Origin of the sequence: Mycoplana azooxidifex (assembly GCF_014196765.1) — a bacterium.
Taxonomy (GTDB): domain Bacteria; phylum Pseudomonadota; class Alphaproteobacteria; order Rhizobiales; family Rhizobiaceae; genus Mycoplana; species Mycoplana azooxidifex.
This window is the reverse complement of record NZ_JACIEE010000001.1, coordinates 255,839-268,536: the sequence shown is the minus strand read 5'-3', so window position 1 is coordinate 268,536 and position 12,698 is coordinate 255,839. Positions and strand designations below refer to the sequence as shown.

12 protein-coding genes are annotated in these 12,698 nt (G+C 66.2%); 5 read left to right on the top strand and 7 right to left on the bottom strand.

The window, feature by feature from the left end:
* Positions 1-273: 273 nt before the first annotated feature.
* Positions 274-882, bottom strand: coding sequence for a DUF922 domain-containing Zn-dependent protease (locus GGQ64_RS01305; RefSeq protein WP_183798067.1), 609 nt, complete (start codon positions 880-882; stop codon positions 274-276).
* 207 nt (positions 883-1,089) lie between these two features.
* On the opposite strand from GGQ64_RS01305, the gene folP reads away from it, so the two are divergent.
* Genes folP through folK form a run of 3 tightly spaced genes read left to right on the top strand, consistent with a single transcriptional unit; the run spans position 1,090 to position 2,856 of the window.
* Complete coding sequence (gene folP, locus GGQ64_RS01300) at positions 1,090-1,959, top strand: dihydropteroate synthase (RefSeq protein ID WP_183798065.1); 870 nt, start codon at positions 1,090-1,092, stop codon at positions 1,957-1,959.
* Positions 1,960-1,973: 14 nt separating this feature from the next.
* Complete coding sequence (gene folB, locus GGQ64_RS01295) at positions 1,974-2,345, top strand: dihydroneopterin aldolase (protein WP_183798063.1); 372 nt, start codon at positions 1,974-1,976, stop codon at positions 2,343-2,345.
* A complete protein-coding gene (gene folK / locus GGQ64_RS01290) occupies positions 2,335-2,856 on the top strand; it encodes a 2-amino-4-hydroxy-6-hydroxymethyldihydropteridine diphosphokinase (protein ID WP_183798061.1) in 522 nt (173 codons plus the stop codon). The genes folB and folK overlap by 11 nt, the downstream gene beginning before the upstream one ends.
* Before the next feature lie 33 nt (positions 2,857-2,889).
* On the opposite strand, the gene GGQ64_RS01285 is transcribed toward folK, so the two are convergent.
* The 4 genes from GGQ64_RS01285 to GGQ64_RS01270 form a co-directional block, all read right to left on the bottom strand.
* Positions 2,890-3,438: a hypothetical protein gene (locus GGQ64_RS01285; protein WP_183798059.1), complete on the bottom strand. Its 549-nt coding sequence runs from the start codon at positions 3,436-3,438 to the stop codon at positions 2,890-2,892.
* Positions 3,439-3,574: 136 nt separating this feature from the next.
* Positions 3,575-4,657, bottom strand: coding sequence for a YcjF family protein (locus GGQ64_RS01280; RefSeq protein ID WP_183798057.1), 1,083 nt, complete (start codon positions 4,655-4,657; stop codon positions 3,575-3,577).
* Entirely contained in the window at positions 4,654-6,132 is a 1,479-nt protein-coding gene (locus GGQ64_RS01275; protein WP_183798055.1) for a YcjX family GTP-binding protein, read from the bottom strand. The genes GGQ64_RS01280 and GGQ64_RS01275 overlap by 4 nt, the downstream gene beginning before the upstream one ends.
* Before the next feature lie 88 nt (positions 6,133-6,220).
* Positions 6,221-6,781, bottom strand: a complete 561-nt coding sequence (locus GGQ64_RS01270) for a SixA phosphatase family protein (RefSeq protein ID WP_183798053.1) — start codon at positions 6,779-6,781, stop codon at positions 6,221-6,223.
* Between the two features lie 374 nt (positions 6,782-7,155).
* Between GGQ64_RS01270 and dksA the strand changes: the two genes are divergently transcribed.
* Positions 7,156-7,575: an RNA polymerase-binding protein DksA gene (gene dksA / locus GGQ64_RS01265; protein WP_183798050.1), complete on the top strand. Its 420-nt coding sequence runs from the start codon at positions 7,156-7,158 to the stop codon at positions 7,573-7,575.
* Between the two features lie 198 nt (positions 7,576-7,773).
* Here dksA and GGQ64_RS01260 read toward each other — a convergent pair whose 3' ends face one another.
* Positions 7,774-8,796 carry a flagellar biosynthetic protein FliO gene (locus GGQ64_RS01260; RefSeq protein ID WP_183798048.1) on the bottom strand — a complete coding sequence of 341 codons (1,023 nt, stop codon included), beginning with the start codon at positions 8,794-8,796 and terminating at the stop codon, positions 7,774-7,776.
* A 221-nt stretch (positions 8,797-9,017) separates the two neighbouring features.
* On the opposite strand from GGQ64_RS01260, the gene cckA reads away from it, so the two are divergent.
* Complete coding sequence (gene cckA / locus GGQ64_RS01255; protein WP_425488473.1) at positions 9,018-11,675, top strand: cell cycle histidine kinase CckA; 2,658 nt, start codon at positions 9,018-9,020, stop codon at positions 11,673-11,675.
* Positions 11,676-11,742: 67 nt separating this feature from the next.
* Here the strand turns inward: cckA and GGQ64_RS01250 are convergent, their stop codons facing one another.
* The gene (locus tag GGQ64_RS01250; RefSeq protein ID WP_183798045.1) at positions 11,743-12,666 is read right to left on the bottom strand and encodes a pseudouridine-5'-phosphate glycosidase; all 924 of its coding nucleotides are present in this window, start codon (positions 12,664-12,666) and stop codon (positions 11,743-11,745) included.
* Positions 12,667-12,698: the final 32 nt, after the last annotated feature.

Here is a 12,698-nt window from a genome sequence, read left to right as displayed (position 1 = left end):
CGAAGGACAAGCGAGGCAAGGAGGGCGCATCGCTAGCGGGCGTGGGAGGTTACACCTGCTGCACAAAGGGGACGCGCCAGGAGAAACTGCTGAATTTCCGAATTCCGACAGGAACGACTGTCACCAGATCCTGTCATGAAGTTGCAATATAGATAAGCCGATTCCCGGCGCTGCGCCATCGCTAGAATTCACCATTCACTTGGCGTGGTGGAGGCGATTCTATTAAGCAACCGTTGAGATTTACATCGGGCGTGCTTGCTGATTCGGCCGGACCTATTTTGATCGCTCGAGTTTGTGGGTGAGGAGACGAAGCATACGCTCGTTGAAATTGTGTGATTCGACCCGGTCGAAGCGGGCCTGATCCTTGTCATGCGCCTCCACCGCCGCTGCCGTGACGCGATCCACCTTCTCCTGGAGGCGGTCGCAGTCCTTGTCCGGGCGCAGGGCCTTCAACTGCTTCTCCAGGTCGCGCGCATGGTTGCGGGCGATCTCGGCGTGGCGTTCCTCGTGCCGCTTGATGTCGCTGGAGAGCGTGTCCCAGATCAGCGCGAGCGATTTGCCGGCGGTGCGGCGATGTTTCCAGCGCGGCAGGATGATGTTGGTGGACAGCGTTACCTTGGCATCGCCGACATAGCATTTCCCGCCCCGTTTGACATAGGTGACGGAACCGCCGAAGCGGATGCGCGTGGCGCCGGGATGGCGCGATCCGGTGTTCTTCATCTTCGGGCCGCGCTTGCTCAGTTCGTCGTCGAGTTCCGCCGCAGTCTTGCCGCCCACGGAGAAATAGGAAAACGTCTTGTTGGTGAGGGTTTCCGCGTGGGCGGTTGCTGCCGTGGCTGAAATCATCAGGAGCAGAAGGAGCGTCTTGGCGATGGCTGGCATTGTCTTCCTCGAGGTCCGCTCCATTTTGCGGACTGGTCCGGTCCAAGTCTAGGCTAGTTTGTTGCGAAATGGATTAATGCGGGGATGAAACCGCCTGCGGCACGGGCTGCAAAGGCGGTTGAACTCGCCACGAGGTTGGGGCATAGCCCTGTCATGTGGCGCGGCACGATCTTGCGGTGCCTGCGCCCGCTGTCGATGGATGGTCCCATGTACTCTGCCTTCGCCCCGTTCCGATGGTCGCTTGCGCACGGTCGCAGCCTGCTACTGGGGCCTCAAGGCCTGATCATGGCGATCGTCAACGTGACGCCAGATTCTTTTTCCGACGGCGGCTTGCACGACACAGCGGCGAAGGCGATCGAGCATGCCGGCTTCTGTCTTGCGCAGGGCGCGCACATCGTCGACATCGGCGGCGAGTCGACCCGGCCGGGAGCGTCCGTGGTCTCCGCCGCCGAGGAGCAGGACCGGGTGCTGCCGGTGATCGAGGCGCTGGCGCGGGACGGCGAGGCGGTCATTTCCATCGATACCTATCGCGCCGAGACGGCCCGGCTGGCGGTCGCAGCCGGCGCGCACATCGTCAACGATGTGCACGGACTCCAGCGCGAGCCGGCGATTGCCGCCGTTGCAGCCGAGACGGGGGCTGGCCTGTGCATCATGCACACCGGCCGCGACCGGGAGAAGCTGCCCGACGTCATAGAGGACCAGTTCGCCTTCCTGGAGGCCTCGCTCGCGATCGCCCATGACGCCGGCGTCGCCGACGAGACGATCGTGCTGGACCCCGGCTTCGGCTTTGCCAAGGATAACGAGGAGAACATCGCGCTGATGGCGCGCTTCGAGGAGTTGCAGCGCTTCGAGAGGCCGCTCCTTGCCGGCACGTCGCGCAAGCGCTTCATTGGAGCGCTGACGGGGCGGGATACCGTCGAGCGCGACGTCGTTACGGCGGCGACGACGGCGTTGCTTCGGGTCGCGGGCGCGGCGATTTTCAGGGTGCACGATGTCGCATTCAACAGGGATGCGCTGCTCATGGCAGATGCTATGGTGGAGGCGCGGCTCGGACGCGCCGCGCGCGCCGGCGATTGAAGGACATATCGGCAATGACCACGACCTACACGATCACGATGAAGAACTGCGCCTTCTTCGCCCGGCATGGACTGCACGACGCCGAGGAGTTTCTCGGCCAGCGCTTCTTCGTGGATGCCGAACTGGAGGTGTCGCCGTCCAAGCCGCTTTCCGACGACCAGATCGGTTCGACCGTCGACTACGGCGTCGCCTTCGAGGAAATAGAGGCGATCGTGACGGGACGTCGGCGTTTCCTCATCGAGGCGCTGGCCCAGGAGATCGCAACTGCGCTCTGTGCCCGCTTTCCGCAGATCCGGCGCGCCAGGATCTCCGTCCGCAAGCCGAATGCGCCCGTCGTGGGCGTGCTCGACTATGTGCAGGTGACGGTCGACCACCATGCCGTCTGACGCGCTCCGCCATCGTGCGGCGCTGGGGCTCGGGGGTAACATCGGAGATCCCGTGGCCGCGATGCGCCAGGCGTTGGCCGGACTCGATGCCCGTGCCGACTGCGCGGTGACTGCGGTCTCTCGCCTCTACCGGACCCCGCCATGGGGCAAGACCGACCAGGCCTGGTTCTTCAACGCCTGTGCGCTGGTCGAGACCGGGCTTTCGCCGAAAGACCTGCTGGAGGCCTGCCTTTCGATGGAGCGGGAGATGAAGCGGGAGCGCATCGTGCGCTGGGGCCCGCGCACGATCGACATCGATATCCTGACCTATGACGAACTGGTGCAGGCCGGCGAAACGCTGGAAATTCCCCATCCGCGCATGACCGAACGTGGCTTCGTGCTGATGCCGCTTGCCGATATCGCGCCGGATGCGATTGTGCGGGGCAGGGCGGTGTCGTCCTGGCTGGAAGCGGCGGAAGTCGAGGGCATCGAGCGCGTCAGCGACGACGGCAACTGGTGGCGGGCCGGTTAGCGGTTCCGCAAAAGCGATCCGCCGATACCCGTTCTACTTGATGGAGCCGACCGCCATCGTGTCGACCTTGCGGTTGAGCGACAGGCCGATGACCGGGATCATCTTGTCCTCGACCTTCACCGAGATGGTGATGTTCATGGTGTTGTCGTCCTGCAGGCGGGCGATCATTGCACCATTCAGCTTCTGCCGGTTGATGGCGACGACGACCTTGTCGCCGGAGACCTTGCCGGAGAGGATGTCCAGGCCCTTGCCGGCCGCGCCGTCGAGGAACTTGCCCTTGTAGGTGCCGCCGGCGCGGGTGATCAGCGCCGACATCGGCTGCTTGAACACGCCGACGCGGCAGTGGCCGTCGAGCTTGATGCCCTCGCCGCCGACTGTCGCCGGATCGCCGCTGAGATTGCAGGTGAACTTCGTGCCCTTGTACTTGCCGGCGACGATCTCGCCCGGGCCCTGCCAGGTGCCGCCGACCTGGTCGAAGAAGGCCTTGTCGTTCGAGGCCGCCTGGACCGGGCTTGCGACGGTGGTTGCGGCGAGGAGTGCCGCTGCAATGCCGCGGGCGATCAAAGAGGTGCGCGAGTACATGAACGATCCTTGACGGGCTGGTCTGTTGGTTGGGACCAGAATTGCGCTAAAATGGTTAATGAAGGGTTTCATGTCTGTGCCCGACGACCCGTTTTGGCGCGGGGCGGAAAGCTTCTCCACCGTTGTGATCGCGGCGTTACGACGGGTCCTTGCCCTTGCCGCCGAGCGCGCCCGGAGCGAGGTCGGAGATGAAATCGCCGATCCCCGGCCGCTTCAGCGCCCGGAACGGCATCGGCCGGCACAGGTCCATGGAGGCAATGCCGATGCGCGCCGTCATCAGGCCGTTGATCACGCCTTCGCCGAGGCGGGCGGAGAGTTTCGAGGCGAGGCCGTGGCCGAGCACCTGCTGGACGAGGCTGTCGCCGACGGCGATCGAACCCGTCACGGCGAGATGGGCGATCACGTCGCGCATCAGCCGCAGCATGCCGAGGCTGCCCGGCCGGCCGCCATAGAGCTCGGCCATCGCCCGGATCAGCCGGCTGCTTTCGAAGAGGACGTAGCCGAGGTCGACGAGGGCGCGCGGCGACACGGCCGTGACGATCGAGACGCGCTTCGATGCGCCGAGGATCAGCGCCCGGGCCTCGCGGTCGAGCGGCGCGAGCATTTCCCGCTCCGCAAGGTCCAGCAAATGCGGGCCGTCGATGATGTCGCCTTCGGTCTCCTTCAGCCGGGTGCGGCCGCGCGCGGTCTGCGGGCGACCGGCAAAGAGGTGCAGGAGGCGCGCGATTGCCTTGCGGGCAGGGGCTGCGGCGGGAGAGGCGGCCGCCTCGAGCACGTCCTGCTTGATGTCCTGGACGACCGCCAGCCGACGCAGGCCGAAGAGCTCGCGCACGACGACGCCCAACAACGCGACGACGCCGATCGCGGCAGCGCCGGCGGCCAGGTAGCCGAGCCAGTCGCTGCGGGCGAAGAGATCGCGGATCAGGCTGTCCAGCCAGAGCCCGAGCGCCAGCGAAACCAGGATGCCGAACGCGGTCGCGGCGATGCCGCCGAGCGTCAGCCGCCGGCGGCGCGGCTGCGCCTCCTCGACCACGGGCAGCAGGGCCGGATCGATCGTCGTCGTGGCAAAGGGATCGTCCGCGTCGGAGGTGAGCACGACGCCCTCGCCGAACTGTGCGGGAGTGCGCGGCACCGTCCGGGCGGGACGTTCCGGCGTGTTCGGCTCGTCGGGCAGTTGGAAGGCTGCTGGGCGCCTGCCGTTGGGACGCTTGTCGTTCATGCCAGCCGGTCTCCGATCAGATACTGCATCGCGCGGTCGAGCCTGATGTGGGGGATCGAGAGCTTGAGCTCGCCGCCGGGTGCTTCCATTTCCGGCGGACGGAAGCGGACGAAATTGAGGGTGGGGGCGAGCGAGGCCTGCGAATCCTGTTCAACGGCTTGAAAAAGTGAATCCGGATTCTTCGGCAAGTCACCGGGAAATATGGCCGTCTTGCGGTTGCCGTCGAAGGTCTCGCCGTCGATGGTCTCGCCTGCGATCGGCGTGCCGACAATGACGGGCAGCGTCGCTCCGTCCTGTCGGACCGTCGCCTCGCGGGTGGCGCGCACGGAGGCGAGCGCCATGACCTCGACGTCGGCGCCGGAAAGGCCGATGCGGGCGATGGCGCGATCAACGAGGCGCCGGGTGAGCGCCTCCAGATGTGGATGGTTCTCGTGGTGCAGGTGATCGGCCTTGGTTGCCGCCACCACCACGCGGTCGATCCGCCGGGTCAGGAAGGAGGAGAGGAAACCGTTGGCGCCGGGGCGGAAGCAGGCCATGACGTCACCGAGCGCGCGTTCGAGGTCCTGCACCGCCTCGGCACCGCGATTGACGGCCTGGAGTGCGTCGATCAGCACGATCTGGCGGTCGAGTCTGGCGAAATGCTCGCGGAAGAACGGCTTGACCACATGCGTCTTGTAGGCCTCGTAGCGCCGCTCCATCATCGCCCAGAGCGACCCCTTGGGCGCGCGGCCTTCCGGCAGGTTCGGCAAAGGCGCAAAGGTCAGTGCCGGCGAACCCTCGAGGTCGCCTGGCATCAGGAAGCGGCCCGGTGGCAGCGTGGAGAGCGAGCGCTCGTCGGACTTGCAGGCCCTCAGATAGGCGGTGAAGGTCTCTGCCAGCCGGCGGGCATCGCCCTCGTCGGCTGCTGCGCGCGGATCGAGCAGGCCGTTTGCTGCACGCCAACCGGCGGAGAGGAGCTTGCGGATGCCCGATTGCGCCAGCGCGATCGTGGCGGCGCTGAATTCGCGATAGTCCTGGCCCAGCAAGGGCAGGTCCAGCAGCCATTCGCCGGGATAGTCGACGATATCGACGGAGAGGCGCCCGGGCGACCACAGCCGGTTCCAGCCGCTGGCGCTCTCGTAGTCCAGCGTGATGCGCAACTGCGAGATCGCGCGGGTCGAATCGGGCCACAGGCGCTCGCCGATCAGCGCGCGGATATGGTCCTCGTACTGGAAGCGAGGCACGGCATCGTCCGGCTGCGGTTCCAGCCGGACGCGGGAAATCCGGCCCGAGCGCATCGGCTCGAACAGGGGCAGGCGGCCGCCGTTCAGCAGATTGTGGACGAGCGAGGAGATGAACACCGTCTTTCCCGCGCGCGAAAGGCCCGTCACACCGAGCCGGATGGTGGGATTGACGAAGCTGGCGGCGCGATCGCCGAGATTGTCGAGGGCGATCCGCGCATCGTCTGCAAAGGTGGTCAGGGTCGGCAATCGCATTTCCCGCGTCGGTCAGGTCCAGTTGCGATATAGGTCTCGGCTCCGGCCGGAAAAAGACGAGGCGGCGAAATTGGCAAGATGCCGTGCCTCAAAGACCCGAGCGCGGCGTCATGAAGCAGGAGAGCCTGCCGCCGGTGTAGTCCCTGTCGCTCGGCTTTCTATCGAAGTCGATCGTCGCCAGGGCCGCGGTCGGGAAGCCGTTCGGGGCGGTGGCATCGGCGATCGGCTGGCCGACGACCAGCCGGAAGAATTCCTCCACCATCGGATTGTGGCCGACGATCAGGATCGAGGCCTCCGTCCTCTCGGCGAAGGCAACCTCGGCATAGGTATCGACCGAGCCGCGGTAGAGCGTATCGACATATTCGATCGGCAGGTCCTCGCCGAAGGCGCGGCGCAGCGGCTCGGCGGTCTCGCGGCAGCGAACGGCGGTGGAGGAGACGACGAGCTGGGGCTGGTAGCCCTGGTCGGCCATCTCGGCTGCGATCAGTTCGGCTTCCGCATAGCCCTGATCGTCGAGCGCCCGGTCGAAATCGGAACTTCCGGGTGCGGCCCAGCCGGCCCGGGCATGCCGAAGGAGGTAAAGTCGATAGACCCCAGTCGTCACCGTTGCCAAGCGTGAGCCCCCTTCGTCGCGAAATGCTTCCTGCATTGCCGTTTTCCATGGCCGCGCGGCAAAGATCAACCGAATTCGCCGGCGAGGCAAGCCAAGCAACCAATTTGGCCGCTCATCCGTTACTTGGGAAAGCAGCCCGCGCGTTGCTTGGATTATCCCGCAACGGAGGCGGGCACGATGAGATGCGCTAGCGCAGAAGCTGCCGGCAGCCCGGAAGCCACCGGACGGAGCGACGCTTCGGGCTGCCCGAGGGAGGGCTCGTACGCATGGTCGTTATGTTGATGAAATATTAGCCGGATAGTCTCCAAACAGGGCAGATTCAAATTTCGGTGTGCAAGTTTTGGCAGGCTTGAATCGGCTCATTCAGAGGGATATACAGCGCCCTTGAGATGTTCTTCAGGAGAATCGCGTTGAGTGAGAAGATCGATCTTAGTACCTTTGTCCTCAATGAAGACGAAGAGTTCATGAGTGCCAGCCAGCGTGCATACTTCCGAGCGAAGCTTCACGCATGGAAGAACGACATTCTGCGCGAAGCGCGCGAGACGCTCGACCATCTGGCCGAAGAAAGTGCCAACCACCCGGACCTCGCGGACCGGGCTTCCTCCGAAACCGACCGTGCCATCGAACTGAGGGCCCGCGACCGGCAGCGCAAGCTGATCTCGAAGATCGACGCGGCGCTGCAACGGCTCGACGAAGGCACATACGGCTTCTGCGAGGAAACCGGGGAGCCGATCGGCCTGAAGCGGCTGGACGCCCGTCCGATCGCGACCCTGTCGATCGAGGCTCAGGAACGCCACGAGCGCCGCGAGAAGGTCTACCGCGACGAGTGATCGTCGCCGAAGGTCATGATCCGGGGCGGCGATGCCGCCGCGGGTGAGTGTTATGGCTCGGAGCTGGTCTGGCCGCCATTGTTGGCGTCGATTGAGACATTTGGCCCGCCGGCATTGTTCGGCGGGCCTTTTTTATGGGCGAAACGGAGCTCTCGCGCCTGAGGGCGCGCGTTGCCAGCGGGCCGCCGGGGCGGGTCCTCAGGACTTGCGGTTGGCGGAGAGTTCGCCCAGCAGCCTGCTCATCTCCGCCTCGGTCTCCTCGCGGGTCTTCGGCTGTTCGCCGGCCGGCTCGATTCGCAAGGCAGCGGCGCCGGGACGGGCCGGGGACGTCGCGATCTCGGCCTCGAGCATCTTCTCGAATTCGCTGACAAGGGCTGCGTTGTCCGGGACGTTACGCTGCGGCAGTCCGGCGGGGCCCTTGGCGGGCTCACCTGCGGCGGCAACCTGTTCGCTGCCGATGCCGACCGGGTTCGTCAGCACCCGGTCGCGGGCACGATCGAGCGCATCGATGGCATCGCGTTCGACGGGCGAGGGCGGCGCCGGGGTCGCGGTTGGTACGGCGCGCGCGACCGGCAGCTCCTGCGGCGGCGCAGGGCGGATCGATGGTGCGCCAGGGATTGTGGACGAGGCGGTCTCGCCTCCGTAGAGCACGCTGCCCATCGAGGAAATGCGGCTTGCGGGCGGGGCCGGCGGTTCGGCCGGCGCTGCTGCGGTCTGGCGCATAGCGGCGGCGGGCACGGGCACCGAGATGGGCACGACCGGCGGCGGCTCGATGGAGACCTTGGGCGCAGGCGTCGCCGGGGCGGCAGCGCGTTCGGCGGTCTCGGCCGGGATCGGCTGGACCCGGGCGGAGGGTTGCGGCTGGTCGGCCGGTTCGGCGACGGCGTGCTGTGGCTGGGCGGCCGGCGCCTGCTCCGGCAGGTCGGCCGATGCGGCGTTGACGATGCGGCTTTCGACGACGATGTCGGTCGGGCCGCCGATCATCAGGAGATGCTCGACGTCGTCGCGCCGGACGAGGACGAGGCGGCGGCGGGTGTCGATGGCGGCCGCATCCAGCACCGACAACCGCGGCTGCCGGTTGCGCCCGCCACGGATGAAGGGCGAGGAGGGACGGCGACGGACGATCCAGAGCACCAGCGCCAGGCAAGCCAGGCCGAGCAGAACGGCCAGTGCGGCCACCAGGAACTTCGTGCCGTGTTGAGCGAGGATCTCATCGAACATGAAGGTGTACTCCTTGGCGAGAGGTTGCGTTCATTTGACGGCTTTTTTCGGGCCTGCACAAGCACCGCGACGGGCCTGTCCTGTATCGGCTGGGCGCGGGCGGCGCAACCGTTCGTGGCAGGCCGGGCGCGCTGCCGGGATATTCCCTGTGAATTGGGGCTTTCCGCTTTCATTCCATTGCTTTTTGGGTTTCCCTCAAAACGCTAATAGTGATTCTGAAAATGGCTAACGCGTCGCGTGGCCTTCAGGAATTCGGTCCAAGAGAGAGGTTGATGTCCAAGATCCGGCAGGACGTTCAGTATCACGCGCCGATCGTCGAGCGGAGCAGCCGCCCGGGCGTGATCCTGCGGATCGTGCTCCTCGCGATCGTGCTTACCGCATCGGCAGGCGCCTTCATCGTCTTCAAGAACCAGCTCGACAACGAGTTCGTGCTGGGTCTTTTGGGCGTGCTGGCGATGGTGGGCATCTTCTTCTTCGTCTCGGCGATGATCGGCTTCATCGAGATCATGCCCGCCTCGCGCCCGGACGAGCTCTCCCGCACCTTCGTCGACACCCAGCCCGAAGGCACGCTCATCACCGACCGCAAGGGCCGCATCATCTATGCGAACGCCGCCTATGGCGCGCTGACGGGGGCCACGCGCGAGAGCGAGGCGCAGACGCTGGAGACGCTTTTCTCGCGCGACCGGGAGGCGACCGAATCGGTCTACCGGCTGACCAACGGACTGCACGAGGGTAAGGAAGGTGCTGAGGAATTCCGCCTGCTGAAGCCCCTGAACCCCGCGACCGGCGGTGGCAGCGGCGCCCGCTGGTATCGCCTGAAGGCACGGGTGCTGCCCAGCCGCGAGAGCGGCGGTCCCGCGCTCTATGTCTGGCAGATCGCCGACATCACCTCCGAGCGCGACGACCAGGAGCGCTTCTTCAAGGAACTGCAGAACGCCATCGACTATCTCGACCATGCGCCTGCCGGCTTCTTTTCCGCCGGCCGCAAGGGGGAGATCGTCTATCTCAACGCCACCCTTGCCGACTGGCTCGGCATCGACCTGACGAAATTCCACGCCGGGCAGATTTCGATCGGCGACCTCGTCGCCGGCGAGGGGTTGGCGCTGGTGCAGTCGGTGCAAGCCGAGGCGGGGTCGAAGAAGACGGAGATGCTCGACCTCGACCTGCGCAAGTCGAACGGCCAGAGCCTGCCCGTTCGCCTGGTCCACCGGGTCAGCGCCGCGCGCGACGGGGCGCCGGGCGACAGCCGGACGATCGTGCTTGCCCGCGATGCGGCCGACGACGGCGACCAGTCCGCCTCCGCCGCGACGATGCGCTTCACCCGCTTCTTCAACAACACGCCGATGGCGATCGCGTCTGTCGACGGCGAGGGACGGATCCTGCGTACCAATGCGCCGTTCCTGAAGCACTTTTCGGGCGTGGTCTCGCGCGACGAGATCGACAGGGGGGCGCGGCTGGAAACGATCGTCCATCCGAGCGACCGGCTGCGGCTGGAGGCGGCGCTCGAGGCGGCGCAGGACGGACAGGGCGACATCGCGCCGATCGATTCGCTGCTTCCGGGGGACGAGGGCCGGCATTTCCGCTTCTACGTGAACGCCGTCATCGACCAGACCGACCAGGCGCCGGAAGAGGTCGCGATCGTCTTTGCGGTCGAGATCACCGAGCAGAAGGCGCTCGAAAAGCAGATGGCCCAGACGCAGAAGATGAACGCGGTGGGCACGCTGGCCGGCGGCATCGCCCACGACTTCAACAACGTCCTGACCGCCATCCTGCTGTCGTCCGACCACCTTCTTCTCTCCGCCCGCCCGTCGGACGCGAGCTTCGCCGACCTGATGGAGATCAAGCGCAACGCCAACCGCGCCGCCGTGCTCGTGCGCCAGCTTTTGGCGTTCTCGCGCAAGCAGACGATGCGGCCGACGGTGCTGCAGATGACCGACGTGATCGGCGACCTGCGCATGCTGGTCGACCGGATGACGGGCACGAACGTCAAGATCGAGGTCGACTACGGTCGCGACCTCTGGTCGGTGAAGACCGACCTCGGCCAGTTCGAGCAGGTGCTGATCAATCTTGCGGTCAACGCGCGCGACGCCATGCCCGACGGGGGCACGATCACCTTCCGCACCCGCAACGTCCCGGCCGGCGAAGTCGCAGCCCTCGGCTACCGCGAGCTGCCGGCGCAGGACTATGTCGAGATCGACGTCGTCGACCAGGGAACCGGCATTCCGCCGGAGATCCGCGACAAGATCTTCGAGCCCTTCTTCACCACCAAGGAGGTCGGAAAAGGCACCGGCCTCGGCCTGTCGATGGTCTATGGCATCATCAAGCAGACCGGCGGCTACATCTTCGTCGATTCGGAGCTCGGCGAGGGCACCACCTTCCGCATCTTCATGCCGCGGCAGATCGAGGAGATCGTCGTGGCAGATCCCGCCGCCGAGGGCGCCCTGGCGGCATCCGCTGCGGCTTCCGCTCCTGTGGCAACACCCCCGCAGGAGCCACGCGACCTCACCGGTGGCTCGGCCGTCGTTCTTCTCGTCGAGGACGAGGAGGCGGTGCGCCGCGGCGGCAAGCGGATGCTGGAGACGCGCGGCTATACCGTGCACGAGGCCGGATCCGGCGTCGAAGCGCTCGACATCATGGAGGAGCTCGACGGGGCGGTGGACATCGTCGTCTCCGACGTTGTGATGCCGGAAATGGACGGCCCGACGCTTCTGACGGAACTGCGCAAGCTCTATCCCGACATGAAGTTCATCTTCGTTTCCGGCTATGCCGAGGATGCGTTCGCCCGCAACCTGCCCGCCGACGCCAAGTTCGGCTTCCTGCCCAAGCCGTTCTCGCTCAAGCAGCTTGCCGAGGCGGTGCGGGAAATGCTGGACGGGTAGGTCGGCCGTCCCGCCCTCAGGGGACGTCAGGCTCTACCCGGACACCGGTCATACAGAGGCCGTGGCGTCAGATGGCCAAGGCAACGGCGATCTCGGCCGCCAGCCGGGCATTGTTTTCCACCAGCGCGATGTTGGTCGCAAGACTCCGGCCGTCGGTGAGACGGAAGATCGTGTCCAGCAGATAGGGCGTGACCGCCTTGCCGGTGATCTCGTCGCGCTCGGCGTGGTCGAGGGCGCGCTGGATGTATATTTCCATCTCCCGGCGCGGGATCTCGCTCTCTTCCGGGACCGGATTGGCAATGAGCATGCCACCGTCGATGCCGAGCTGCTCGCGCACCGTCTGGAAATGGGCGATGGCCGCGGGGCTGTTCAGCATCAGCGGGCTCGGCAGGCCCGATTCGCGCGACCAGAAGGCGGGGAAGTCGGGGCTGTCATAGGTGACGACCGGAACGCCGCGGCTTTCCAGCACCTCGAGCGTCTTGGGAATGTCGAGGATCGCCTTGGCGCCGGCGCAGACGACGATGACGCCGGTGCGGGCAAGTTCGTCGAGGTCGGCCGAGATGTCGAAGCTCTCTTCGGCCTTGCGGTGTACGCCGCCGATGCCGCCGGTGGCGAAAACGCGGATGCCGGCGCGGGCGGCGGCGATCATGGTCGCGGCCACGGTGGTCGCGCCGGTGCGCCGCTCGGCGATGGCGAAGGCGAGATCGGCGCGCGACAGCTTCATCGCACCGGCCGTCTGCGCCAGCGTCTCGAGTTCGGCATCGTCGAGGCCGACATGCAGTACGCCCTCGATCACCGCGATCGTCGCCGGGACGGCGCCTTCCTCGCGGATGATCCGCTCGACGCTGCGCGCCATCTCCAGATTGCCCGGATAGGGCATGCCGTGGGTGATGATGGTCGATTCCAGCGCCACGAGCGGAGCGCCGCGCTCTTTTGCGGCCGTGACCTCGTCGGAATAGGCAATCGGCAGGAGAGGGGCTGATCTCGTCATCTTCTGATCCTCGGAGCGTGTCGGCTGGCAGT

Coding starts and splice junctions, on each gene's coding strand:
- GGQ64_RS01305 (WP_183798067.1), bottom strand. CDS start 882: ATGCCAGCCATCGCCAAGACGCTCCTTCTGCTCCTGATGATTTCAGCC.
- folP (WP_183798065.1), top strand. CDS start 1,090: ATGTACTCTGCCTTCGCCCCGTTCCGATGGTCGCTTGCGCACGGTCGC.
- folB (WP_183798063.1), top strand. CDS start 1,974: ATGACCACGACCTACACGATCACGATGAAGAACTGCGCCTTCTTCGCC.
- folK (WP_183798061.1), top strand. CDS start 2,335: ATGCCGTCTGACGCGCTCCGCCATCGTGCGGCGCTGGGGCTCGGGGGT.
- GGQ64_RS01285 (WP_183798059.1), bottom strand. CDS start 3,438: ATGTACTCGCGCACCTCTTTGATCGCCCGCGGCATTGCAGCGGCACTC.
- GGQ64_RS01280 (WP_183798057.1), bottom strand. CDS start 4,657: ATGAACGACAAGCGTCCCAACGGCAGGCGCCCAGCAGCCTTCCAACTG.
- GGQ64_RS01275 (WP_183798055.1), bottom strand. CDS start 6,132: ATGCGATTGCCGACCCTGACCACCTTTGCAGACGATGCGCGGATCGCC.
- GGQ64_RS01270 (WP_183798053.1), bottom strand. CDS start 6,781: ATGCAGGAAGCATTTCGCGACGAAGGGGGCTCACGCTTGGCAACGGTG.
- GGQ64_RS01260 (WP_183798048.1), bottom strand. CDS start 8,796: ATGTTCGATGAGATCCTCGCTCAACACGGCACGAAGTTCCTGGTGGCC.
- cckA (WP_425488473.1), top strand. CDS start 9,018: ATGGCTAACGCGTCGCGTGGCCTTCAGGAATTCGGTCCAAGAGAGAGG.
- GGQ64_RS01250 (WP_183798045.1), bottom strand. CDS start 12,666: ATGACGAGATCAGCCCCTCTCCTGCCGATTGCCTATTCCGACGAGGTC.